Source organism: Janthinobacterium fluminis (assembly GCF_028595325.1).
Classification (GTDB): Bacteria; Pseudomonadota; Gammaproteobacteria; order Burkholderiales; family Burkholderiaceae_D; genus Janthinobacterium; species Janthinobacterium fluminis.
This window is the reverse complement of the sequence record NZ_JAQQXR010000004.1, coordinates 225,292-249,193: the sequence shown is the minus strand read 5'-3', so window position 1 is coordinate 249,193 and position 23,902 is coordinate 225,292. Positions and strand designations below refer to the sequence as shown.

At 67.8% G+C, this 23,902-nt stretch carries 22 protein-coding genes; 11 read left to right on the top strand and 11 right to left on the bottom strand.

Features of this window, described 5'->3' with window-relative positions; translation table 11 throughout:
* Positions 1 to 6 precede the first annotated feature (6 nt).
* Positions 7 to 231, bottom strand: coding sequence for a hypothetical protein (locus OIK44_RS12320; RefSeq protein ID WP_273671047.1), 225 nt, complete (start codon positions 229 to 231; stop codon positions 7 to 9).
* Entirely contained in the window at positions 224 to 772 is a 549-nt protein-coding gene (locus tag OIK44_RS12315; protein ID WP_273671046.1) for an RNA polymerase sigma factor, read from the bottom strand. The genes OIK44_RS12320 and OIK44_RS12315 overlap by 8 nt, the downstream gene beginning before the upstream one ends.
* 186 nt (positions 773 to 958) lie before the next feature.
* Between OIK44_RS12315 and OIK44_RS12310 the strand changes: the two genes are divergently transcribed.
* The 4 genes from OIK44_RS12310 to OIK44_RS12295 all read left to right on the top strand — a co-directional run bounded on the left by OIK44_RS12310 (position 959) and on the right by OIK44_RS12295 (position 4,870).
* Positions 959 to 1,450, top strand: a complete 492-nt coding sequence (locus OIK44_RS12310; protein ID WP_273671045.1) for a chemotaxis protein CheW — start codon at positions 959 to 961, stop codon at positions 1,448 to 1,450.
* 137 nt (positions 1,451 to 1,587) lie between these two features.
* The gene (locus OIK44_RS12305; protein ID WP_273671044.1) at positions 1,588 to 3,618 is read left to right on the top strand and encodes a methyl-accepting chemotaxis protein; all 2,031 of its coding nucleotides are present in this window, start codon (positions 1,588 to 1,590) and stop codon (positions 3,616 to 3,618) included.
* A gap of 129 nt (positions 3,619 to 3,747) precedes the next feature.
* The gene (locus OIK44_RS12300; protein WP_273671043.1) at positions 3,748 to 4,344 is read left to right on the top strand and encodes an FxDxF family PEP-CTERM protein; all 597 of its coding nucleotides are present in this window, start codon (positions 3,748 to 3,750) and stop codon (positions 4,342 to 4,344) included.
* A 181-nt stretch (positions 4,345 to 4,525) separates the two neighbouring features.
* Positions 4,526 to 4,870, top strand: coding sequence for a zinc ribbon domain-containing protein YjdM (locus OIK44_RS12295; RefSeq protein WP_273671042.1), 345 nt, complete (start codon positions 4,526 to 4,528; stop codon positions 4,868 to 4,870).
* Between the two features lie 3 nt (positions 4,871 to 4,873).
* Here the strand turns inward: OIK44_RS12295 and OIK44_RS12290 are convergent, their stop codons facing one another.
* Positions 4,874 to 5,455, bottom strand: a complete 582-nt coding sequence (locus tag OIK44_RS12290; RefSeq protein ID WP_273671041.1) for a 4'-phosphopantetheinyl transferase family protein — start codon at positions 5,453 to 5,455, stop codon at positions 4,874 to 4,876.
* On the bottom strand, positions 5,455 to 9,486 hold the full coding sequence (locus OIK44_RS12285; RefSeq protein ID WP_273671040.1) for a Pls/PosA family non-ribosomal peptide synthetase: 4,032 nt from the start codon (positions 9,484 to 9,486) through the stop codon (positions 5,455 to 5,457). The genes OIK44_RS12290 and OIK44_RS12285 overlap by 1 nt, the downstream gene beginning before the upstream one ends.
* A gap of 231 nt (positions 9,487 to 9,717) precedes the next feature.
* Between OIK44_RS12285 and OIK44_RS12280 the strand changes: the two genes are divergently transcribed.
* Both OIK44_RS12280 and OIK44_RS12275 read left to right on the top strand, forming a co-directional pair.
* Positions 9,718 to 10,845 carry a glycosyltransferase gene (locus OIK44_RS12280; protein WP_273671039.1) on the top strand — a complete coding sequence of 376 codons (1,128 nt, stop codon included), beginning with the start codon at positions 9,718 to 9,720 and terminating at the stop codon, positions 10,843 to 10,845.
* A complete protein-coding gene (locus OIK44_RS12275) occupies positions 10,832 to 11,587 on the top strand; it encodes a polysaccharide deacetylase family protein (protein WP_273671038.1) in 756 nt (251 codons plus the stop codon). The genes OIK44_RS12280 and OIK44_RS12275 overlap by 14 nt, the downstream gene beginning before the upstream one ends.
* A gap of 6 nt (positions 11,588 to 11,593) precedes the next feature.
* Here the strand turns inward: OIK44_RS12275 and OIK44_RS12270 are convergent, their stop codons facing one another.
* On the bottom strand, positions 11,594 to 11,869 hold the full coding sequence (locus OIK44_RS12270; RefSeq protein WP_273671037.1) for a hypothetical protein: 276 nt from the start codon (positions 11,867 to 11,869) through the stop codon (positions 11,594 to 11,596).
* A gap of 208 nt (positions 11,870 to 12,077) precedes the next feature.
* Here OIK44_RS12270 and OIK44_RS12265 point away from each other — a divergent pair, with 208 nt between their 5' ends.
* The 4 genes from OIK44_RS12265 (at position 12,078) to fdhD (ending at position 16,372) form a co-directional block, all read left to right on the top strand.
* The gene (locus OIK44_RS12265) at positions 12,078 to 12,932 is read left to right on the top strand and encodes a hypothetical protein (RefSeq protein WP_273671036.1); all 855 of its coding nucleotides are present in this window, start codon (positions 12,078 to 12,080) and stop codon (positions 12,930 to 12,932) included.
* A 76-nt stretch (positions 12,933 to 13,008) separates the two neighbouring features.
* Entirely contained in the window at positions 13,009 to 15,312 is a 2,304-nt protein-coding gene (locus OIK44_RS12260; protein WP_273671035.1) for an FdhF/YdeP family oxidoreductase, read from the top strand.
* Positions 15,309 to 15,557 (top strand): hypothetical protein, encoded by a 249-nt coding sequence (locus OIK44_RS12255; RefSeq protein WP_273671034.1) that lies wholly within the window; start codon positions 15,309 to 15,311, stop codon positions 15,555 to 15,557. Before OIK44_RS12260 ends, OIK44_RS12255 begins: the two co-directional genes overlap by 4 nt.
* Positions 15,548 to 16,372 (top strand): formate dehydrogenase accessory sulfurtransferase FdhD, encoded by an 825-nt coding sequence (fdhD, locus tag OIK44_RS12250; RefSeq protein WP_273671033.1) that lies wholly within the window; start codon positions 15,548 to 15,550, stop codon positions 16,370 to 16,372. Before OIK44_RS12255 ends, fdhD begins: the two co-directional genes overlap by 10 nt.
* A 34-nt stretch (positions 16,373 to 16,406) precedes the next feature.
* Here the strand turns inward: fdhD and OIK44_RS12245 are convergent, their stop codons facing one another.
* On the bottom strand, positions 16,407 to 17,357 hold the full coding sequence (locus OIK44_RS12245; protein ID WP_273671032.1) for an RpnC/YadD family protein: 951 nt from the start codon (positions 17,355 to 17,357) through the stop codon (positions 16,407 to 16,409).
* A gap of 130 nt (positions 17,358 to 17,487) precedes the next feature.
* Here OIK44_RS12245 and OIK44_RS12240 point away from each other — a divergent pair, with 130 nt between their 5' ends.
* Positions 17,488 to 17,694 (top strand): glycine zipper 2TM domain-containing protein, encoded by a 207-nt coding sequence (locus OIK44_RS12240; RefSeq protein ID WP_273671031.1) that lies wholly within the window; start codon positions 17,488 to 17,490, stop codon positions 17,692 to 17,694.
* A 32-nt stretch (positions 17,695 to 17,726) separates the two neighbouring features.
* Here OIK44_RS12240 and OIK44_RS12235 read toward each other — a convergent pair whose 3' ends face one another.
* The 5 genes from OIK44_RS12235 to OIK44_RS12215 all read right to left on the bottom strand — a co-directional run bounded on the left by OIK44_RS12235 (position 17,727) and on the right by OIK44_RS12215 (position 23,852).
* The gene (locus OIK44_RS12235) at positions 17,727 to 18,950 is read right to left on the bottom strand and encodes an ABC transporter permease (protein WP_273671030.1); all 1,224 of its coding nucleotides are present in this window, start codon (positions 18,948 to 18,950) and stop codon (positions 17,727 to 17,729) included.
* Positions 18,951 to 18,984: 34 nt separating this feature from the next.
* Positions 18,985 to 19,749, bottom strand: coding sequence for an ABC transporter ATP-binding protein (locus OIK44_RS12230; RefSeq protein ID WP_273671029.1), 765 nt, complete (start codon positions 19,747 to 19,749; stop codon positions 18,985 to 18,987).
* Positions 19,746 to 20,966: an efflux RND transporter periplasmic adaptor subunit gene (locus OIK44_RS12225; RefSeq protein ID WP_273671028.1), complete on the bottom strand. Its 1,221-nt coding sequence runs from the start codon at positions 20,964 to 20,966 to the stop codon at positions 19,746 to 19,748. The genes OIK44_RS12230 and OIK44_RS12225 overlap by 4 nt, the downstream gene beginning before the upstream one ends.
* Positions 20,967 to 21,130: 164 nt before the next feature.
* Positions 21,131 to 22,192 (bottom strand): patatin-like phospholipase family protein, encoded by a 1,062-nt coding sequence (locus OIK44_RS12220; RefSeq protein ID WP_273671027.1) that lies wholly within the window; start codon positions 22,190 to 22,192, stop codon positions 21,131 to 21,133.
* Between the two features lie 373 nt (positions 22,193 to 22,565).
* Positions 22,566 to 23,852 carry an O-acetylhomoserine aminocarboxypropyltransferase/cysteine synthase family protein gene (locus tag OIK44_RS12215; protein ID WP_273671026.1) on the bottom strand — a complete coding sequence of 429 codons (1,287 nt, stop codon included), beginning with the start codon at positions 23,850 to 23,852 and terminating at the stop codon, positions 22,566 to 22,568.
* Positions 23,853 to 23,902 lie beyond the last annotated feature (50 nt).

Sequence of the window (23,902 nt, the reverse complement as noted above, 5' to 3'; positions counted from 1 at the left end):
CCTTTGTCAGCCGGCCGAGGCGGCGGCCCAGATGCCGAACATGAAGGCGGCCAGTTGCGCCGCGCCGGCGATGCCGCCGGCCAGCAGCGCCAGTTCGCCCAGCTTCGCCAGCCCGCCGCTGCGGCGCGCCGGCGGGGGCAGGCGGCCGATGCGCCGCATGACGCGCTCGCCGAAATCGTCCGGCGGCGCCAGCAGGGGCGCGCCCAGCAGCGCGTCGAGGTCCTTATCCATCGCTATCCTCCAGTAATAGTTGGCGCAGTTTTTCCTTGGCCCGGTGCAGGCGGGTCTTGATGGCGGCGACGCTGCATCCCTCGATGCGCGCCACTTCCGCCAGTTCCAGTTCGTGGTTGTAGGCCAGGGCCAGCGCGCCGCGGTCCGCCAGCGGCAGGCGCCGCAGCGCCCCCTGGAGCCGGCGCTGTTGCCGCGCCAGCGCCAGCGCCTCGGGCGGTTGCGGGCGTTCGCACGCGGGCTCCGGCAGGTCGCCTGCGCCGCCCAGTTCGTTGCGCCGGGCGGCCCGCTCCAGCTCGTGCAGCGCGAGGTTGCGGGCGATGGTGAACAGCCAGGTGGAAAAGCCGGCCCGCTCCGGCCGGTACTCGCCGAGTTTTTGCCATGCCCGCAGGAAGGTTTCCTGCGCCACTTCCTCGGCCTGGCCCTGGCCGAGCGCCATCCGCCCGAGGAAGCCGAACAGCGGGCGCTGGTAGTGCGCGACGATGCCGGCAAAGGCTTGCCTGTCTCCTGCGCTGATGCGTTTTAAAAGGTCGGTGATATCCACGTCGTTTTCCCTTGGCCTGTGCCTTATACCGCTCAGGCCGGCAAAGGTTACAGAAATACCGTAGAAATTGCTCGGCAGCCAGGGAAAATCGCCGGATCTGGACTCTTGCCCGCAATTCGGTTATGTTGGGGGCGGGCGCGCCGCGCCGCCGTTTCCGAATGTCCTGCAGCCGACGAAAGGAACAGTATGTCTTCGCTATCCGAGCGCGCCGCCGGGGCGGCCGAGCGCCACCTTGAGTTTCTTGCGTTTACCCTGGGCAAGGAAGAGTACGGCATCGATATCCAGAAGGTGCAGGAATTGCGCGGCTATGAAGCCGTCACGTCGATCGCCCACGCGCCGGCCTATATCAAGGGCGTCGTCAATTTGCGCGGCGTCATCGTGCCGATCATCGATATGCGCATCAAGTTCAATCTCGGCACGCCCACCTACGACCAGTTCACCGTCGTCATCATCCTGAATATTGGCGGGCATTTGATGGGCATGGTGGTCGACAGCGTCTCCGACGTGACCACGCTGACGGCCGAGCAGATCAAGCCGGCGCCCGACATGGCGTCCTCGCTCAACACCGACCACTTGATCGGCCTGGGCATGATAGAGCAGCGCATGCTGATCCTGGTCGACATCGACCGCCTGATGTCGAGCGCCGACATGGGCATGGTGCAAAAACTGCTGGGCTAGCCCCCTCGCCGTCGCGGAAATCTGACGGTGGGGAAATAGCGCTTTCATGTTTTCGCCGTAGTAGTAATATATGACGAGAGCATGACCTGCATCAACATTCGGTGTTGCGGGCAGGGCGACCTGAAGGAGCTGCGCGCATGTACACCTCGTCTATGCTTGACCGCCTGCTGCTCTGGCATAAATTCGTGATCCTCAGCGCCATTGCGCTGGTTCTGGTGGCGATTCCCACGTTGATGTATATGCGCGAGGCGGACAAGAACCTCGACGCCGCCCTGTTGGAAACGGCGGGTCTGGGGCCGGTCGCCAGCGTGCTGAAAACCATACAGTTGACGCAGCAGCACCGCGGCCTGTCGGCGCTGATGCTGGGCGGCGTCGACAGCGCCAGGGATCAGCGCGACGCCAAGCAGCGCGAGGCGGATGGCAGTTACGAGGCGGTGGCGCAGATCGTCAAGGGTTTGCACAGCAAGGCCATCGAAGATGCGTGGCATCCCGCCCTGCAAGATTGGCAAGCCCTGCGCGAGCAGGTCGGCAAGCGCGGTATCAGTGTGCCCGAGAGTTATGCGGCGCACACGGCGCTGGTGCCTAAGTTGTTGGCGGTCAACGACTTGATCGCCGATTATTACGGCCTCAGCCTCGACCCCGACCTCGACAGCTATCAATTGATCCAGTCCATGTATTATCAGTTGCCGTATTTGACCGAGGAACTCGGCAAGATGCGGGCGAAAGGCGCCGGTTTGCTGGCGAAGAAGGAGGCGACGCCGGCCGACAGGTTGCTGTTGTCGGGCATCATTGCGCGGGTGCAGGACCGCCTGGGCCAGACGGTGGTTTCCTACGGCAAGGCGGCCGCGGCGAACGCGGCGCTGGGCCAGGCGCTGGCGGCCAGCGTCCAGGATATGCAGACCCAGGCCGCGGCGACGATGCAGCTGGCCAACGAGAAAATTGTCCAGGCGGAGACGCTGGACTATCCCGGCGAAGAGTATGTGAAGGCGACGACGCAGGCCATCAACGCCCAGTTCAAGGCCAATGAATTGGCCAGCAAGCAATTGCAGGCGCTGCTGACCGCGAAGGTGGCCGATCTGCGCACGATGCGCTGGCTGATGATCGCGGCCATGCTGGGATTGATCGGCGTCGCCGGGCTGATCCAGTACCTGATCGCCCGTTCCGTCAGCGCGCCGCTGGCCAACGCGATCGGCGTGGCCCAGCGCGTGGCGAAGGGCGATTTGACGTCGCGCTTCACGGCAATCGGCGAGAATGAAACGGGGCAGTTGCTGCTGGCCTTGCAGGATATGAACGGCAGCCTGCAGACGCTGGTCGGCGATGCGCGCAAGAATATCGACAATATCAGCGGCGCCTCGCAAGACATCGCCTCCGGCAACGCCGACTTGTCGGCGCGCACCGAGTCGCAGGCGTCGAGCCTGGAGGAAACCGCCTCGTCGATGGAGGAAATCACCTCGACCGTGAAGCAAAACGCCGACAACGCCCAGCGCGTCAACCAGCAGGTGGTCGACGCCTCCGCGGTGGCCATCCAGGGCGGCAAGGTGGTCGAGCGCGTGGTGCAGACGATGGGCGAGATCAATGATAGTTCGCGCAAGATCGTCGACATTATCGGCGTCATCGACGGGATTGCCTTCCAAACCAATATCCTCGCGCTGAACGCGGCGGTCGAGGCGGCCCGCGCCGGCGAGCAGGGCAGGGGCTTTGCCGTGGTCGCCTCCGAAGTGCGCAACCTGGCGCAGCGCTCGGCCGTGGCGGCCAAGGAAATCAAGGGGCTGATCGACGCCAGCGTCGAAAAGGTGAACCTCGGCAACAAGTTGGCGGGACAGGCCGGCAAGGCCATGGGTGACATCGTCGCCAGCATCAGCGGCGTGACCAGCATCATGGCCGACATTCTGATGGCATCGCAGGAGCAAACCGTCGGCATCGAGCAGGTCAACGAGGCCATCATCCAGATGGACCACATGACGCAGCAGAATTCGGCCTTGGTGGAGCAGGCCGCGGCCGCGTCGGAGAGTTTGAAGGAGCAAGCCCAGTTGCTGGTGCAGGCGATGAGCGTCTTCCAGTTGGACGGACAGGCGCCGTCCGCGCCCGCGCGGGGAGTGGCGCGCAAGGCCGGCCGCGCCGCAAGCGGCCATGCCGCCGGCAAAAAAACGCCGGCATTGCCGGTGTGAGCGCGCCGCAGTTGCCGGGGTGCGCAGGCGCGGTGAAATTAAATTGACAAAAAACCATTTTTAATGGATTATTGCGCTTGCAATTTTGCCAATCAATTTTAGCGCGCTGACATCCCCGGCCCCCATCACATGAAAAAATTCCTTAAAGTTATCGCCGCAGCCAGCCTGTGCGCCGCGTTTTCCGCCCAGGCCGCAACGACGGTATCCAATAACCAGAATAACAGCATTGCCACCGCGCAAAGCCTGAATCCTTTCTTCAGCACGGAATTCCAGGCCAACATCGACAATTCCACTTTGCTGCCACATGCGACGGTCAAGGGCATTGGACATGGCGCCCTGGACTTCTATAAATTTACTGTCTTGTCGGGCAATACCAAGGCAACTTTCGATATCGATTTCGGCAAGCCTAGCGGCGATACGTATCTGACCTTGTACAGCGCCAGCGGCAACGTGCTGGTGCAGAAAGACGACAGCAGCGTGATCGACCCCGGCAGCACGCACCTTTACGACAGCTTTATCAGCTATACCTTCGCCACCGCCGGCGACTATGTGATCGGCGTCGGCCGTTGCTGCGCCATGCAGCCGCTGTCCCAAGGCCAGACCTACACCCTGCACGTGTCGGCGGACGCCGCCATATCCGCCGTGCCGGAACCGGAAAGCTATGCAATGTTGCTGGCCGGCCTGGGCCTGCTGGGCTTCATGGCACGCCGCCGCAAAGCCGCATAAGACCGCGCGCCGCACGGCTCCAAGGCCCCGCAAGGGGCTTTTTTTCGTTTACGGGACGCCAAGGACGCTCCCGTTGGCGCTTTCCGCGGCCGGCGGCATGGCGAAAAATCGCGCTACTCCCGCCATGCGCAGTATACTGCTGTCTTTTTACGGCTTTTGCCTCACCAGATAGGACCATGATATGAGCGCTCTTCCAGCTTGCCCGCAATGCACATCCGAATACACGTATGAAGACGGCAGCGTCTATATTTGCCCGGAGTGCGCCCACGAGTGGCCGGTGCAGGCCGCCGCCGCAGCCGAAGAGGGCGCCAAGGTCTACCGCGACGCGGTCGGCAATGTGCTGCAGGATGGCGACACGGTGACGGTGATCAAGGACTTGAAGCTGAAGGGCGGCGGCGGCACCGTCAAGGTGGGCACCAAGGTCAAGAATATCCGCCTGGTCGACAACGACCACGATATCGACTGCAAGATCGACGGTTTCGGCGCCATGAGCCTGAAAACGGAGTTCGTCAAAAAGGTCGTGTAATGCCTAGGCCGGGAGCGCCAGCGTCCCGGCCAGTCCGGCGGGCAAGGCCAGCGTAAGGCTGCGCCAGGCCCGCGCCGGCACGCCGGGCATCCACTCGCCCAGCGCCAATCCCGCATATTTCAAGCTTGCTTCGCGCGCCGTCCAGGCCTGCGCGAAGGCGCGCGCGCGTTGTCCGGGCGCGCAACGCGCCAGCGCCTCGGCCGTCGCCGGCCCCAGATAGTCGCGTGCCACGGCCTGCCAGTCGGGCCAGTCGCCTACACGCATCAGGTCCACGCCGACGTCGCCGCCCAGGTTGACGGCGGCCAGCGACAGGCCGTCCGCGTGGCTGAACGACAGCCCGGCCGCGCCGCCGTCCCATAGCGCGCGGGGCGCCCGGCCCGGCTGCGCGGCAATCTGGATGTGTTCGGGCGGCAGTCCCGCCAGTTGCGCCAGCGCTTGCCGCGCGGCCAGCCGCACTTGCCCGCGCGCCCATGCGCGCGGCGCGCCGGCGGGGCCGGCGACACCGATGACGAACACGCCGTCGCGCGGCGCCGCTGGCGGCCCCGGCCACGGCTGCACGGCCAGCGGCGCGGCGCCGGCCGGCATCAAGCCCGCGCCGGCGCCGCCGGGCAGCCGGTCCAGCTGCTGGCGGCCGGGATGTGCTCGCCCTTCATGACCAGCGTCAGCGGCCCGAGACGGGCGTTGTCGCCGACGCGGGCGCTGTAGAGCACGGAGCTGCGCGGCCCCATGTAGACGCGCTGGCCGATGTCGACGTGGTCGATCTTCATCACGCGGTCTTCGAACAGATGGGTTTGCGGGCAGGCCAGCGCGTTGATTTCGCTGTAGTCGCCGATGTTCACACAGTCGAACTCGGTGATGTCGGTGGTGTCCATGTAGACGCCGCGGCCGATCTTGCAGCCGAGCAGCCTGAACGCCAGCGGCAGCCACGGCGTGCCGCGCAGGTAGCGCATGAAGTTCGGCACGGCGATGCCTTCGTACAGATTGGTGACGCCTTCGGAGAGCCAGACGAAGGGCGTCCACATCGGTTCGGCGCGCTTGCGGTAGCGCCCCAGCAACAGCCATTTGAAGGCCATGACGACGATGTAGTTGCCGATGCCGTAGGCGAGGCCGGCGATGGCCAGATCCGCCACCACCTCGCCCCAGCGGCCGGCGCCGGCGATCGGCATCACGTCGAGCACCACGGTGTAGCCGACGGCGATGACGACGGCGTGCGGCGCGACGATGCGGAAGGCTTCGATCAGGCTGCGGCCGAGGCGCCGCGCCAGCGAGGGCCGGAAGGTCAGGCGTTCCGGATAGCCGGCCACCTGTTCGCGCGCCGGCAAGTGGATGGGCGGCGAGCCCAGCCAGGTGTCGCCGCAGGCCATGCGGGCGTTCTCGGGCGCGTGCGAGTGCACGCCGATCAGCACGTGCTCGGGCAGGACGGTGCCGTCCGGGATGTAACTGCCGTTGCCGACGAAGCTGCGGTGCGAGATGACGGTGGGCTGCATGCGCATCCAGCCGCCGTCGATCAGCTCGTCGCCGAGCATGACGGCGTCGGCGATGAAGGTTTCGTCGCCCAGCGTCAGCATGTCCGGCACGACGCCCAGCGCCGTCGAGATTTCCGCGCCGCGCCCGACCTTGGCGCCCAGCAGGCGATACCAGTAGGGCGCGTAGACGGTCGCGTAGATGCCGTGCAGCACGTTCAAGCTCGATTCCTGGATGTGGCTGACCAGCCATTTGGCGCAGTAGACATTGCTGTGCACGGGCCAGCGCCCGGCGTGCAGGCGCGGCAGCGCGCTCCAGCGGATGCCGGCCGACACCAGCGCCGTCAGCACGATCAGCACGGCGCTGGCGGGGAAGGCCAGGATGAAGTAGCGCGCCAGTTGGGTGGCGATGGCCGGCCCCTGCAGCCAGGGCATCAGCTCGCGTTCGTCGAACCAGTCGATCAGTACGAAGCTGGGGAAGACGGGCATGAAGAACAGCGTGGCGATCAGCACGATGCCGAAGACGAAGAACAGGCCCTCGCCGGCCAGGCGCAAGCGTGTTACGGCCGGGCGCGGCGGCTGCTGCAGCGGGTCGAAGGGGCCGCAGTCGCGCGCCGGCGCGCCGCCCCAGACGCGGCCGTCCGGCACGGCGCGGCCGTCGGCCAGGGCGCTCTGTCCTTCCAGGTGGCCGGCCTGGCCCACGCTGGTGTTGCCTTCGAGGATGGCGTAGGAGCTGACGCAGGCTTCGTCGCCCAGCGCGATCTGGCCCAGCAGCAGGCGGCCGCGCTCGACGCGGGCGTTTTCAAAGTTGACGGCGTTGCCGATGCTGACGCCGTCGCCGATGCTCAGCAATTCCGGGGCGCGCAGGGTCATCGAGCCGATGATGACCTCGCTGCCGACCTTGGCGCCGAGGGCGCGCAGCCACAGCGGGTACAGCGAGGAGCCGCTCAGCAGGTAGACGGGGGCCGATTCGACGAGGCGGTCGGCCAGCCACCAGCGGTAGTAGACCAGGCCCCACAGCGGGTAGCTGCCGGCGCGCAGGCGGCCGGCGATCAACCATTTGCCGGCGATGGCGATGGCAAATTCCATGACCGTGGCCAGCAGGAACACGCCCAGCGAGGCGGCGATGGCGCGCGCCACGGAGTCGCCGCTGTCGCCGGTGAAGAAGTGGTAGGTAAAGAAGGGCGCCAGCCATTGCGCCATGCGCAGGGTGACCAGGCCGGGCACGGCGGCCGCCTGGGCCAGGCCGCACAACCAGCGCCGGCTGGCCGGCGGCGGGGTCCAGTCGGCCTCGGCCTCGGCGGCGCCGCCCGCCTCGGCCAGCGCGGTGGCGATGCGGCCGATCTGCCGCTGCTGGTAGATGTCGCGCACGGTGGCGTGGGCGTAGCGCGGGTCGGCGCGCAGGGCCGAGGCGAGGCGGGCGGCGAAGAAGGAGTGGCCGCCCAGGTCGCTGAAGAAGTCGGCGTCGCGGCGTATCGCCTGGCCGGGGAAGAGGCTGGCCAGGGCGGCGAACAGCGCGGCCTCGGCCGGCGTCGCGGCGACGTCGGAGTCGGGCGCGGCGCCGGCCTGCGCGGCCGCCAGCGGCAGCGCCTTGAGCGCCTTGCGGTCGATCTTGCCGGAGGTCAGGCGCGGCATCTCGGCCAATTGCTCGAAGCGGCTGGGCACCATGTACGGTGGCAGTTGCCCGCCCAGGGCCTGGCGCAGCGCGGCCGCGGCGACGGCGCCGTCGGCCACCAGGTAGGCCACCAGCAGGTCGATGCCGTCGTCCTTGCGCAGCAGCACGGCGGCCGTGCCGACGCCGGGCTGTTGCAGCAGCAGGGCCTCGATTTCGCCCAGTTCGACGCGGAAGCCGCGGATTTTCACCTGGTCGTCGGCCCGGCCCAGGCACTGCACCTGGCCGTCGGCGCCGATGCGCGCCAGGTCGCCGGTGCGGTATAGGCGCGTGTCGTCGCGGCCCGTGGCCCAGGGGTTGGGCAGGAATTTTTCCACGGTCAGGTCGGGCCGGCCCAGATAGCCTTCCGCCAGGCCGGGGCCGGTGATGCACAGCTCGCCCGTGGCGCCGCGCTCCAGCAGGCGCAGGGGCGCGCCGGCCGCGGCGTCGGCGTCGATCACCAGCAGGCCGTAGTGGGGCAGCGGCGTGCCGATGCTCACCGGCTGGCCCGGCTGCAGGCGCGCCAGGCTGGCCGAGACGGTCGCCTCGGTGGGGCCGTAGGTGTTGAACATCTGCCGGCCGGGGCGCGACCAGCGCTCGACCAGCGCCTCCGGGCAGGCTTCGCCGCCCAGGTTGATCAGGCGCAGGCTGGGCACGTCGGCGCTGAACAGGGCCAGCAGGGTCGGCACGGCGTGCAGCACGCTGACGCGCTGCTCGGCCAGCAGGCGCGGCAGCGTTTCCGGGTCGCCGCTGGCCTCTTTCGGCCCCAGCCACAGCGTGGCGCCGACCAGGTAGGCGATCCAGATTTCCTCGAAGGACATGTCGAAGGCGACCGAGAAGCCCTGGTAGACGCGGTCGTCGGCGCGCACGCCCAGCACGGCGTTTTCGCTGCGCAGGAAGTGGCAGATGCTGCGCTGGGAAATCAGGATGCCCTTCGGCTTGCCGGTCGAGCCGGAGGTGTAGATCACATAGGCCGGGTGGCCGGGCAGCACGGCGCCGCGGCGCGCCGGCACATAGCCGTCCGGCGCCGGCGCCAGCAGGGTTTCCGCCAGCCACAGGGGCCGCCCCAGCCCGGCCAGGCGCGGCGCCAGTTGCGCGCAGCTGAGCAGACCGACCGCCTGGGCGTCGTCCAGGCACACTTGCAGGCGCTCGACCGGCGTGTCTTCGTCGACGGGCAGCCAGGCGGCGCCGGCCTTGGCGATGCCGGCCTGCATCACGAGCAATTCTATGCCGCGCGGCAACCACAGGCCGACGATCTGGCCCGGCACGACGCCGGCCTCGATCAGGCGCGCGGCGACCAGGCCGGCCTGGCGGTCCAGTTCGGCGTAACTGAGGCGGCGCTCGCCGCATTCCAGCGCGATGTGCCCTGGCGTCCGCCGCGCGCTCGCTTCGAGCAGGTCGGCCAGCACTTCGTCGCGCAGCAGGCCCGCCTGGGCCGGGCCGTAGAGAATGGCGGAAGGGGGTGCTGAGAGGACGGTTTCTGGCAGGGTGGACTGATTCATGTGCGATGCGTTTTTGGGTGGGAGCGGACGGCAGGCTATACCTTACAGCAAGCACGTGCCTTCCTGCACCTATTTGCTGCCGGGGCCGGTGTAAACATGATGAAAATCATGCCGGCGGACCCGCGCCGTCCGCCTCGCCGCCCGGCCGGCGCGGGCGGGCGGAACGAAAAGCCGGCCGCGCCGGTCGAATTTTCACGCGCCGGGTGCTGCGGCGGGCAAGGGGAGCCGGGCATGCATGTCGTCGATATCACCATGTTCTACGCCGCCGAGGGCGGCGGCGTCAGCACCTATCTGGACGCCAAGGCGTGCTGGCTGGCCGGCCGGCGCCAGTTGCGCCACACCGTCGTCAGCCCGAACGCGCGCGCCGGCGCGGCCGCCGCCGTGGTCGGCATTCCCGGCTTCGCCTTGCCCGGCCTGCACGGCTACCGCATGCCGCGTTCGGTGGCGGCGGCCGCGCGGGTGTTGCGCACGCTGGACCCGGACTTGATCGAGGCGGGCGACGCCGGCCCCTGCGCCTGGGCCGCGCTGCGGGTGGCGCGGCAGTTGCGGGTGCCGGCCGTGGCCTTTTGCCATTCCGATTTGCCGCAACTGGTGCGCAAGCGTTTCGGCGCGCTGGCCGCGCACGCGGCCCGGCGCCACCTGGCGCAGTTGTACCGCCGCTTCGACCTGGTGCTGGCGCCCAGCCGCATGATGGCGCAGCAACTGGTGGCGATGGGCGTGGCCGGCGCGCTGCATCAGCCGCTGGGCATCGACACGGGGGTGTTCTGCCCGCAGCGCCGCGACGCCGCCCTGCGCGCGCAACTGGGGCTGGCGGCCGACGCGCGCCTGTTGCTGTACGCGGGCCGCTTCACGCCGGAAAAAAAGCTCGCGCTGCTGGCCGAGGCCGTGGGGCGCCTGGGCCGGCCCTACCACCTGCTGCTGGTCGGCGGCGGCGCCGTGCCGCCAAGCGGCGCGCGCATCACCGTCATCCCCTTCCAGCGCGAGCCGCGCGTGCTGGCCGGCCTGCTGGCCAGTTGCGACCTGCTGGTCCACCCTGGCGACAGCGAAACCTTCGGCCTGATCGTGCTGGAGGCGATGGCTTGCGGCCTGCCCGTGGTCGGCACCAGCGCCGGCGGCGTGGCCGAGCTGGTCGACGAGGCCACCGGCATCCTGGTGGCGCCGAACAGCGCGGCGGCGCTGGCCGACGGCATCGCGGCCCTGTACCGGCGCGACCGCGCCGCGCTGGCGGCGGCCGCGCGGCGCAAGGCTTGCGCTTGCTATGACTGGAACGACATCATGCCGCAGTTGCTGCAGCGTTATGCCGGCGTGCTGGCGGCGCGCCAGCGGCTGGAGCTGGAGGCCGCCTGTGGCGCCGGCTGAGCCGAAGTCCCTGTGCGTGGCCATCCACGACGTGGCGCCGGCCACGTGGCCGGATTGCCAGCGCCTGCTGGCGGCCGTGCGGGCCGTGGCGGATATTCCGCTGACGCTGCTGGTCGTGCCGCACTACCACCGCGGCGCGCACTGGCCGGCGGCCTACGACGGCATGCTGGCCGACCTGTTGGCGCAGGGGCACGAGTTGGCGCTGCACGGCTATTTCCACCTCGACACGGCGCCGCTGCCGGGCCGTTGGCGCGAACGTTTCCTGCGCCGCGTCTACACCGAGGGCGAGGGCGAGTTCGCCGCGCTCGACATGGAGCAGGCGCGGCGGCGGCTGGAGCGGGGCCTGGCCTGGTTCGGCCGGCGCAACTGGCCGGTGCGGGGCTTTGTCGCCCCGGCCTGGCTGCTGAGCAAGGGCGCCTGGGCGGCCGTGCGGGCCTTGCCCTTCGAATACACGACGACGCTGCGCTATTTCCACTGCCTGGCGCCGGACGACAGCGTGTTCGCGCCCAGCCTCGTGTATGCCGCCCGCAACGGCGTCGGACGCCGCCTGTCGCCCTGCTGCGCGCGCCCGCTGGCGTGGCTGCAGCAATCGGCGCCGTTGATACGGCTGGGCCTGCATCCGCGTGACGCCCGCCATCCGGCCCTGCTACGCCATGCCCAGCGCCTGATCGGCGATTTGCTGGCCTCGCGGCGGGCGCTGACGAAGGCCGACTTCGCCCGCAGCCGCCGCGCGCCGGCTTAGCTCAGCTCAGTAATACCAGAAACCCCGGTAGGGATAGCGGTAGGGGTAGCCGGGATAGCCCGGATAGCCGGCGTAGCGCCTGGCTTCCTCGTCGGTGCTCAGTTGCAGCACGCAATTGCGCCAGGGATCGCTGCCGGACTGGTAGCCGAGCTTGTTGCAGGCCGGGCCGTACACGACGATCTTGCGGTCGATTTCGCGCTGCATCGAGGCGGCCTGCTCGGCCGGCGTGGTGCAGGCCGCCAATAGCGTGGCAGCCAGTGCTAATACAATGGGGGTGCGCATGATTTCCTCCTTGGAGCCCCGCCTTGGAGCGGGTTGATTGAGCCAGTGTAGGCGGGCGACCGGGCGTTTCACTGATCTGCGTCAAAGTGCTCGCCGCCGGCCTGCGGCAGGCGGCAGCGGATTTTCGTCGACAAGCGCGGCTGGCGGGAACATACTGTTTTCACCCCCTATAAGAAGGTGTTCCCCGGAGAATCCCTGGAGAAGAGCAATGCCGCGCTGCCTGCCCGTTTTGCTGTTGTGCCTGTCGCTGGCCTGCGCCCGCGCCGACACCATCATTTATCCGCGCCACCAGGCCGAGCACGACCCCCAGCTCGACTATGTGCTGGCGCTGCTGCGGCTGGCGCTGGCGAAGTCGGGCACGCCGTACACGCTGCGCCAGTCGGCCCAGGTGATGGTGCAAAGCCGGGTGATCCAGGAAATCGTCGACGGTACCGGCTCCGTCAACATCGTCTGGACCATGACGAGCCACGCCCGCGAGGCCGAGCTGTTGCCGATCCGCATACCGATCGACCGCGGCCTGATCGGCTGGCGCATCGCGCTGCTCAGCGCGAAGCGGGCGCAGCTGTTCCAAGGCGTCCACAGCGTGCGCGAGCTGGGCCAGTTCGCGGCCGGGCAGATGCGCGACTGGCCCGACACGGCCATCCTCCAGCACAACGGCTTGCACGTGTTCGACGGCTCGACCACCTACGAGGGCTTGTTCAAGCAACTGGCGGTCGAGCGCATCGACTATTTCCCGCGCTCCGTGATCGAGGTCGGCAGCGAGCTGGCCAGCCACGCCGGCCTGCAACTGGCGCTGGACCCGTATCTGATCATCCGTTATCCGACGGCGTTTTACTTCTTCGTCGGCAAGCAGCAGACCAAGCTGGCGCGCGACATCGAGGCCGGGCTGGAAAAGGCGCTGGCGGACGGCAGCTTCAACGCGCTGTTCCAGCGCCATTACGGCAGGCTGGCCGATGGCTTGAACCTGGGCAGGCGCCGCGTGCTGGAACTGGACAACCCCTTGCTGCCCAAGGCCACGCCCCTTGGCAGAAAAGAGCTATGGTATCGGCTTCCCGCCAACTAAGCGGGGCGCCGCCGCATCGTTTAAAATCCCCCTAGACGAGAACGCGGCGAGGTCAGCCGCACGCACAGGGGGAGACATGAGCAAAAAGATAGTCCAGGTGTACGACCGGCCGGCCGGCGGCTGGGGCGCGCTGAAAAGCGTGGCCCAGCAGATCATCGCGCAGGGCATTCCCGCCAAGGGCGCGCGCACGCTGCTGTCGGCCAACCAGCCGGACGGCTTCGACTGCCCCGGCTGCGCCTGGCCGGACCAGGACCACACCTCGACCTTCGAGTTTTGCGAAAACGGCGCCAAGGCCATCGCCGCCGAGTCGACGGCGCGGCGCGCCACGCCGGAACTGATCGCCCAGCACACGGTGGCGTGGCTGGCGCAGCAGTCCGACCACTGGCTGGAGGGGCAGGGCAGGCTGACCCGGCCGATGCGCTACCACCGCGCCAGCGACCGCTACCGGGAAATCGGCTGGGACGAAGCCTTCGACCTGATCGCCGCGCGCCTGAACGCGCTGGCGTCGCCGAACGACGCGATTTTCTACACCTCCGGGCGGACCAGCAACGAGGCGGCCTTCCTGTACCAGTTGTTTGTGCGCGAATTCGGCACCAACAACTTCCCCGACTGCTCGAATATGTGCCACGAGCCGTCCGGCTACGCGATGCGCGAGGCCGTCGGCGTCGGCAAGGGCACGGTGCTGCTGTCGGACTTCCAGCTGGCCGACGCGCTGTTCATCTTCGGCCAGAACCCCGGCACCAACCACCCGCGCATGCTGGGCGAGCTGCGCGGCGCCGCCAAGCGCGGCGCCGCCATCGTCTCGTTTAATCCGCTGCGCGAGCGCGGCCTGGAAAAGTTCCAGAACCCGCAAAGCGCCGGCGAAATGCTGGGCGACGGCGCGACGGCGATCTCGTCCGACTATTTCCAGTTGAAGATAGGCGGCGACCTGGCCGCCGTCAAGGGCATGATCAAATGCGTGCTGGAGGCGGATGCCGCGGCGCAGGCAAGCGGCGCGGCGCGCCTGATCGACGTCGCCTTCATCGCCGAGCACACGGCCAACTTCGCCGCCTTCATGGCCGATGTGCTGGCCGAGCCCTGGGACGTCATCGTCCGCGAATCGGGCCTGGAGCTGGCGCAGATCCGCCGCGCCGCCGACGTCTACATGGGCGCCGGCAAGGTCATCGCCTGCTGGGGCATGGGCATCACCCAGCACCGCCATTCCGTGGCGACGATCCAGATGATCACCAATCTGCTGCTGTTGCGCGGCAATATAGGCCGGCCCGGCGCCGGGCCCTGCCCCGTGCGCGGCCACAGCAATGTGCAGGGCGACCGCACCATGGGCATCTTCGAGAAACCGAAGCCGGCCTTCCTCGACCGCCTCGGCGAGGTGTTCGACTTCACGCCGCCGCGCGAGCACGGCTACGACACGGTCGGCGCCATCGAAGCCATGCTGGCCGAGCCGGGCAAGGTCTTCTTCGCCATGGGCGGCAACTTCGCCGCCGCCACGCCGGACACGCAGGTGACCGAGCGGGCGCTGCGCCAGTGCGGCTTGACGGTGCACGTCGCCACCAAGTTGAACCGCAGCCACCTCGTCTGCGGCGCCGAGGCCCTGATCCTGCCCTGCCTGGGCCGCACCGAGATCGACCAGCAGGCCAGCGGCCCGCAGGCCGTCAGCGTCGAGGATTCGATGAGCATGGTGCACCTGTCGTCCGGCATCAACGCGCCGTCCTCGCCGACGCTGCTGTCCGAGCCGATGATCGTCGCCCGCCTGGCCGTGGCGACGCTGAAGGGGCGCAGCAAGACCGACTGGATGGGCCTGGTGGCCGACTACGACCGCATCCGCGACAAGATCGCCGCCGTGTTCGAGGACTTCGCCGACTTCAACGCCCGCGTCAAGGTGCCCGGCGGCTTCCACCTGCGCAACACCGCGGCCGAGCGCCTGTGGTTGACGGCGACCGGCAAGGCGAATTTCTACGCCCACCCGGTGCCCACGGACCTGCCCATCCATCTGGCGCGCAGCGGCCGCGCCTCGCCCGTCTTCAACCTGACGACGATGCGCTCGCACGACCAGTACAACACCACCATCTACGGCATGAACGACCGCTACCGCGGCGTCTTCGGCGAGCGCCGCGTGCTATTCATCAATCCGGACGACATCGCCGAGCTGGGCCTGCAAGCGGGCGCCTGGGTCGACCTGGAGAGCCTGTGCGACGACGGCGCGCGGCGCCAGGCCAAACGTTTCCTGCTGGTGGGCTACAACATCCCGCGCGGCTGCGTGGCCGCCTACTTCCCGGAAACCAACGGCCTGGTGCCGCTGTCGAGCTTCGCCGACTTCGCCCGCACGCCGACGTCGAAATCCATTCCCATCGTGCTGACGGCGCACGCGGCCGCGGCATGACGGCGCCCGGCGACGCGCTGGCGCTGGCCCTGCTGGCGGAACTGGCGGCCCACACGGAAGCGGTGTCGGCGGCGCGCCTGTGCAAGCGCCTCGGCGTGCGCCAGAGCAGCCTGCTGCGCTGCCTGGCCTACCTCGGCGACGACGTCATCGGCGGCGCGCCCGGTCCGGGCCTGGTGCGGGTGCGCCAGGACGGCGAGCGCACCCTGCTGGCGTTGACGGAGAAGGGGCGCGCCGCATGTCAGTGAGCGAGCCGAACCTGGCGGCCTGGAGCAATCTGCCCGTGACGCGCCATGCGCCCGGCGGCGCCGGCTTGCCGACGAGCGATGCGGTGGCCGAGGAAACGCCGGTGGCGCTGGTCTACAACGGCGTGGCCCACGCCGTGATGATGGCCACGCCGCTGGACCTGGACGATTTCGGCGTCGGCTTCAGCCTGTCCGAGCGCATCGTCGACAGCGCCGCCGACATCTACGACATCGACTGCGTGCAAACGCCGGGCACCGTCGGCATCGAATTGCGGATGACCATCTCCGGCGCCTGCTTCATGCGCCTGAAGGAGAAGCGCCGTAGCCTGGCCGGCAACACCGGCTGCGGCCTGTGCGGTTTGGAGAGCCTGGGCGCCCTCGACACGCAACTGCCGCCGGTGACGGCGCGCGCGCCGGTCGGCAAGGCCGCGCTGATGGCCGCCTTCGGCGCGCTGGCGCCGCTGCAGGCGCTGAACGCGCTGACCGGGGCCGTGCACGCGGCCGCCTGGGCCGGCCCGGACGGCGCCATCGCGCTGGTGCGCGAGGACGTCGGCCGCCACAACGCCCTCGACAAGCTGATCGGCGCGCTGGCGCGGGGCGGCGCGCGCCGGCCGGGCTTCGCCATCATGAGCAGCCGCGCCAGCTACGAGCTGGTGCAAAAGGCGGCGCGCGCCGACATCGGCCTGCTGGCGACGATCTCGGCGCCGACCGCGCTGGCCGTCGACATGGCCGAGCGGGCCGGCATCTGCCTGGTCGGCTTCGCGCGCCAGCACGGCTGCGTCGTCTATGCGCACGCCGACCGCCTGCTGGCCGCTTAAGCCCAGCCGCTTGAACGGCGTGCCGGGGGCATGGCTAGCTCTGGAACACCTGGTCCAATGTCGTGGCGTTCACGAAAGCCTTGGACCATGCCGACAAGTCCTCAGTCGTGCCTTGCGCAAGACGCTGCGCCAAGTGCGCGGGCAAGGGGCCGAAGCGCTGATTTAATAGCTGCGTCAGCAGCAGAAATTGTCCTTCGCGCAAGCCCTCCTGGCGTCCTTGCTTGCGGCCGTCGCTCCGGGCAATGCGTTCAAACGATGAGATGTAAGGCATAACGCGGCTCCTTTCCATATCCCCGATGCGCTGCCTGAGCTGCCGCTCCAGCGGCATGGGCAGGCGCATCATCCAGTCGATCACCATCAACAAATCAATGATAGCCTGCCTGTCCCATTGACGCTGAAAGAGCAGTGTGAGCAAGCGCCACTTCTCGGCGGCGCGCCGCTGCGCGTCGCCTTTGGTTTGGCGCGCCGACAGCTGGGCCGCAGTGAGCAGCGCGAAGGGATTGGGGTCGTCCGGCAACTGTTCGAGGCGGCCGGCGAAGTCGCTCAGTTTGACGACGGGAAACGTGATGCCCATCGTGCAGCCGAGCCGCTGGTAGGCGTAGGCATCGGGCCGCCAGCCGGCGCTGTCGTCGGCCAGCAGCGCCAGGCTGGCGACGGGCTGGCGGTAATGGTCGAAAATGCGGTAGTTGTAGACGAACATGCGCTCGGCGAAGCCCGGGTCGCGCCGCCCCTGCACCTCCAGATGCAGCAACAGCCATTGCGCACTGCCGTCGCGCAAGGTCAGCCGCACCAGTTTGTCGGCCAGGCGCTTGCCCAGCGCGGCGTCGCGCGCCACCTGGGCCAGTTCCTGCTCAAGAAAAACATGGCCGCGGGACCAGTCGATCTCCGCGTGGGCCTGCGGAAAATAGAATGCCATGAACGCGGGAAAATACCGCGTCACGGCATCCTTCCAGGGCGTGTCGTAATCGTCGCGGGGCGTGGTCATGAAGCAGTGTAGCGGCGTTGGCCGGATGCCGTTTCCGTCTGGCGCAAAGGCGCACAAGATCGATCGCCTGGAACTTGCTCCCGCGCCGCCAATCCAACCTCATAGATGTGGCAATGCGAAGGAGCGCATCATGAACGGATGGAAGAAAACGGCGGCGGCCGTCCTCAGCCTGACGCTGGTGGCCGCATGCGGCGAGATGACGCCGCGGCAGCGTAACACGGCCATCGGCGCCGCCGTCGGCGGTGTCGCCGGTTCGGTCTTGAGCGGTGGCGATACTGGCGGTGCCGTCGGTGGCGCCGTGGTCGGCGGCGTCATCGGCAATCAGATCAAAAAATAAAGCGCGGGCGACGCTGCCGGGTTTGTCTTGACCTACTCGTAGCGCAGGCAGTCCACCGGCAGCAGTTTCGACGCGCGCCGCGCCGGGTAGTAGCCGAAGAATACGCCGACCAGGCTGGAGAAGCCGCAGGCCACCAGCACCGCCGACGAGGTGATGGCGACGTCGAATTTGCCGGTCGCCGTGATGGCGGCGGCGAAACCGCTGGCCAGCAGGATGCCGATGATGCCGCCGACCAGGCAGATGACCACCGCCTCTGTCAGAAATTGCAGCAGCACGTCGCGCGGCTTGGCGCCGATGGCCATGCGTATGCCGATTTCCCGGGTGCGCTCGGTGACGGAGACGAGCATGATGTTCATGATGCCGATGCCGCCGACGACCAGCGAGATGGCGCCGATCAGGCCCAGCAGCGCGGCGATGCCGGTGCTGATGTTTTTCGCCGTTTCGGCGAAGGAGGCGAGGTTGTCGATGCGGAAATCGTCCGGTTCCTCGAACTTGATGTGGTGGCGGTCGCGCAGCGTTTCCTTGATGTCCTCTATGCCATCCTTCAATTTCCCGCCGGATTTGCCCTGGGCGACGACGTATTGCACGTTGTTGGGGAAGGTGCTGCGTATCAGGTTGGCGCGCGCCGCCGTGATCGGCACCAGCACGAGCTCGGCCAGGTCGCCGCCGTCGACTTGCTTGCCCTCGCCGTGCAGCACGCCGACGACCTGGAAGGCGACGTTTTCAATGCGGATGAACTTGCCCAGCGGGTCGATCTTGTAGAAGAACTGGTCGGCCACCTTGCTACCGATGACGACCATGCGGGCGGCCGCGCGCACGTCGGCCTCGCTGAAGGCGCTGCCCTGCTCGATTTTCCAGTTGCGGATCTTGAACATCGCCGGGGTGACGCCGCGCACCGTGCTGGTCGTCGTTTCATTGCCGGCCGTCAGCTTGAAGGCGCCTTGCAGCGCGGCCGCCGCGCCGTTCAGGCTGGGCAGGGCGTCCAGCGCCTCGGCGTCGGCCAGCGACAGCGAGGGCGCGGCGCCGGCGCGCAGGCGCTGCCCGGAGGCGGGGTCGCCGCCGGGCGAGATGAACAGCATATTCGTGCCCAGTTGTTCCAGCTGGGCGCCGATGAAGGCCTTCATCGCGTCGCCCAGTGCCAGCAGCAGCACCACCGAGGTGATGCCGATGATGATGCCGAGCATGGTCAATACGGTGCGCAGGCGGTTCGCGCTCATCGAGCGGAAAGCCTCGACGACTACTTGCAGAAAATTCATGCGGTGTCCTGTGTCGGTGAAGAGGGGGCGCGCCTCAGGCCGAGGCCAGTTGCTCGTGGCTTTGCGCCAGTTGGCGCAAGCCTTCGGCGGCCGGGCCGTCGTAGAGCACGCGGCCGTCCTTCAGGCGCATCAGGCGCTTGCTGTAGGCGGCGATGTCGGGCTCGTGCGTGACCAGCAGGATGGTGATGCCGCGCTCTTCGTTCAGTTGCTGGAAGGAGCGCATGATGTCGATGCTGGTCTGGGTGTCGAGGTTGCCGGTGGGTTCGTCGGCGAGGATCAGCGGCGGGTCGCCGACGAGGGCGCGGGCGATCGCCACGCGCTGCTGCTGGCCGCCGGACAGCTGGTTCGGTGTGCGCTGGGCCAGTTCCTTGAGGCCGACCCGTTCCAGTTCGACCAGCGCCTTGGCGTGCGCCTGCTTGCGCGCGACGCCGGCGTAGATCAGCGGCAGCGCGACGTTTTCGGCCACGCTCATGCGCTTGATCAGGTTGAAGCTCTGGAACACGAAGCCGATGGTGCGGTTGCGGATGGTCGCCAGCTCGGCGCGCGACAGGGTCAGCGTGTCGATGCCGTTGAGCAGGTAAGTGCCGCCGGTGGCCTGGTCGAGGCAGCCGAAAATATTCATCAGCGTCGACTTGCCCGAGCCGGACTGGCCCATGACGGCGAGGAAGTCGCCGCGCGGCACGGCCAGGTCGATGCCGAACAGCACCTGGGTTTCCACCGTGCCGGAGAAATAGCTCTTGCTGACCTTGCGTATGTCGATCAGGTGCTGGCCGGCCACCTGGTTCAGCGCTGCGCTCATTCGAACGGGCTTTCGCTGCCGCCGGCCAGCGCGCGCGTGACCACCTTGTCGCCCTTTTTCAAGTCGCCCGCCAGCACTTCCGTGTAGCGGAAATTCGACAGGCCGATCTTGATGTCGAGCGGCTTCGCCTGGTTGCGCTCGTCGAGCCGGTAGATCTTGAACGAGCGCGTCGTCTCATTCTTGCTGCGGAAGGCCAGGTCCTCGTCGGCGGCCGGGGCCGGCGCGGCGGCCGTCTTGTGCTCGCCGTCCTTGGCTTTCTGCTTCTTCAATGCCTTCTCCTGCTCCTCGTCGCTGAGGCGGAAGCGCAGCGCCGCCGTGGGGATGCGCAGCACGTTCTGGCGGTTGCCGACGACCAGGCGCACCTGCGCCGTCATGCCCGGCTTGAGCAATTCCTCCTTGTTCTCGACGTCGAGCACGACGTTGTAGGTGACGACGTTTTGCACGACGTTGGCGGCCAGGCGGAACTGGCGCATGGTGGCGTCGAACTCCCGGTCCGGATAGGCGTCGACGACGAAACGGGCCGCCTGGCCGTCCTTGAGCGCGCCGACGTCCGCCTCCGAGACGTTGGTGTCGATCTGCATCTTGGTCAAGTCCTTGGCGATCTGAAACAGGTTCGGCGTCGTAAACGAGGCCGCCACGGTCTGGCCCAGGTCGATGGTGCGCTTGATGACGACGCCGTCGATGGGCGCGCGGATGACGCTGTTGTTCAAGTCGGCCTGGGCCCGTTCGAGCTGGGCCTCGGCCAGCTTGATGTTGGCCTTGGCCACGTCGAGTTCGCGGCGCGACTGGTCCAGCGCCAGCGCCGACACATAGTTTTGCGTGACGAGGCGCTGGTTGCGCTCGAAATTGCTCTGCGCCAGGCGCATCGACGCCTGCGCCGACGCCAGGCTGGCCTCGCCCTGGCGGATTTGCGCGTTGAAGATGGTCGGGTCGAGCTTGAGCAGCACCTGGCCCCGCTTGACGTGGTCGTTGAAATCGGCCTTGAGCTCGACGACGGTGCCCGACACTTGCGAGCCGACGTTGATTAGCGCGACGGGATTGATGGTGCCGTTGGCGGTGACGGTCTGGGTGATGGTGCCGTTGTCGGCGAGGGCCGTGCGGTATTTCGATTCCGGTATATTGCCGTCATCGCCCTTGCTCAGATAGGCGGCGCCGGCGGCGCCCACCAGCAGCAGGCTGACGGCCAGCGCCACGCGTTTCTTGGTAAAAAATGTCATCGTCTCGGCAGTTAAAAATTTGTGGAAGCACTCAAAGTATTGCAAATTGAGTAAGAATGCTAGCACGCACTACCGATAAGCCGCCAAATTCTGCGATGAAATGCAGAATAGGGGGGCTGAGGCGCGCATAGTCCGGTCCAAGCGGCCGCGCGCTGGAAACAAGACTAGGCCGGCACGGCGGGCAGCGCGCGCGTCGCGGCAAAGTGTTTATCCACGGCCGTGCGCCCCGCCTGGTAGGCGCTGCTGACACCGTAGGGGGAAAAGTCGGCGCCGCCGGTCAGCGTCGGTTCCGCCGCCTGGATCACCTGCACATTCCTCAGCGCCCGCAGGCGCATCAGCCAATGAAAAGCGGGACGCTGGCGCAGCGGGCTGGCCGGCGGCAGCTCGGTGTCGAGCGCCGCCAGCATGTCGAGAAAGCCCGGCAGGCGGGCCGAGCCGCCGTACTGGGCCCAGAAACGGTTCTGGTACTGCAAGGCCGTCATGCGGGTTTGCACCTCGATCAGATTGGTCGGCAGGGGCAGGCCGCCGCTGGGGAAGAGGTCGACGACGAAGATCGGCAGGCTGTCCACCTCGTCCGCTTCGAGCAGATTGAGCAGGGCGTCGATCGGCGTGTTGCTGAACAGGCCGCCGTCCCAGAACTGGGTGCCGTCGATGTCGGTGGCGGCGAAGCCGGGCGGCAGGCTGCCGCTGGCGATGATGTGGGCGGCGTTGAGGTGGGCGCGGCGGGCGATGTGGCCGTCGCCGATGATGCCCTCGGTGCGGGCCGCCAGATGGTTGGAAAACGTCGTCGGCCCGCCCGTCTGCAAGTCGGTCGCCGTCACGGCCACGCGCATGTGGCTGGCGTCGTTGATTTGCTCGAAGTCGCAATGCCGGTTCAAGGTGGCGTACATCGGCACGGTGCTGCACAGGCTGGTCCATTGCGCCATGTCATAGTAGTCGGTGCGCGGCCGGTAAAAGTTGGGGTTGCCGAACAGCGACAGGCTGGCTTGCTGCGACGCCGGCAACCACGGCACCTGCGGCAGCGTGATCGCGGCCCATATCCTGTGCAGGCTGGCGGCGATGTCGCCGCCGGGGGCGCCGGCGATCGCCGCCGCGTTGATGGCGCCGATCGATACGCCGGTGACGGCCGTCGGTTGCCAACCCCGTTCAAGCAGGGCCGTCACGACGCCATACTCGAACGCGCCCAATGCGCCGCCGCCCTGCAAAATCAAAGCCATCTGTTTCATGCGGACTCCTCCCAGGTTGAGCCGATCCGGGCCGGCATCGGGCCGCCCGATTACGACTGTACGGAAGGGAAAGGAGGGGCGCCTTGATCGGCAGCAATGCCGGTTCAGGCGGGCAAGGGCGGATGCCGCGGGGACAGCTGGGGATTGCCCGCCGCCGCATGGTTTGATCGGACGGGTTTTCAGTCGTGCACATGGCTGGCTGCACGGCGTTCAAGGGCCAAGATGAAGCCATCAAGCAGCCAATGCCAATACTGGAAAACAGATTGTTGCCATCAAGGCGACTGTTGTTTTTTTGCGTCTGTCGGGAGCTTGAGTGCCCGTCTTGCGCGGGCACGGCCCCCGCAAGACGGTCAAGCGCGCCGGGCCGGCGGCCTTACGCGGCGGCCAGGGCGCGCTCCAGGTCGGCCAGCAGGTCGTCGATGTGCTCGATGCCCACCGACAGGCGCAGCATGTCTTCCGAGACGCCGGCCTTGGCCAGCTCTTCCGCGTTCAATTGCCGGTGGGTGGTCGAGGCCGGATGCGTGGCCAGCGATTTGGCGTCGCCGATGTTGACCAGCCTGGTGAACAGTTGCAGCGCGTCCAGCACGCGCGCGCCGGCCGCCCGTGGATCGTCCCGCGTGGCCGTCTTCAAGCCGAAGGACAGGATGCCGGACGCCTTGCCGCCCATGTACTGGCGCACCAGCGCGTGGTCCGGGTGGTCTTCCAGTCCGGCGTAATTGACCCAGGCCACCTGCGGGTGGCGCGCCAGGTGCTGGGCCAGCGCCTGGGCGCTGCTGCAGATGCGCTCCATGCGCAGGGCCAGGGTTTCTATGCCCTGCAGTATCAAAAACGCGTTCATCGGCGAGATGGCCGCGCCCATATTGCGCAGCGGCACCACGCGGGCGCGGCCGATGAAGGCGGCCGGGCCGAAGGCTTCCGTGTAGACGACGCCGTGGTAGGACACGTCCGGCTCGTTGAGGCGGCGGAAGCGTTCCTTGTGCTCGGCCCAGGGGAAGGTGCCGGCGTCGACGATGGCGCCGCCGACGCTGGTGCCGTGGCCGCCCAGGTATTTGGTCAGCGAGTGGACGACGATGTCGGCGCCGTGCTCGATCGGCCGGCACAGGTAGGGGCTGGGCACGGTGTTGTCGACGATCAGCGGAATGCCGTGGGCGTGGGCGATTTCAGCCAGTTTGGCGAAGTCGGTGACGTTGCCCAGCGGATTGCCGATGGACTCGCAGAAGATCGCCTTGGTGCGCCCGTCGATCAGCGCGGCAAAGGTGTCGGGCTGGCGGGCGTCGGCGAAGCGCACTTCGATGCCGATCTGCGGTAGCGTGTGGGCGAACAGGTTGTAGGTGCCGCCGTACAACTGGCTGGCGGAGATGAAATTGTCGCCGGCCTCGGCGATGGTCTGGATCGCGTAGGTGATCGCCGCCATGCCGGAGGCCACGGCCAGCGCGGCGACGCCGCCTTCGAGCGCGGCGAGGCGTTTCTCCAGCACGTCCTGGGTCGGGTTCATGATGCGCGTGTAGATATTGCCAGGCACCTTCAGGTCGAACAAATCGGCGCCGTGCTGGGCGTTGTCGAAGGCATAGGCGACGGTCTGGTAAATCGGCACGGCCGCGGCCTTGGTGGTCGGGTCGGGCGAGTAGCCGGCGTGCACGGCGAGCGTGTCGAGTTTCATGAAGGTCCTGTGAATGGATGCAAAGGAATATTGTGCCATGAAAACTTTGC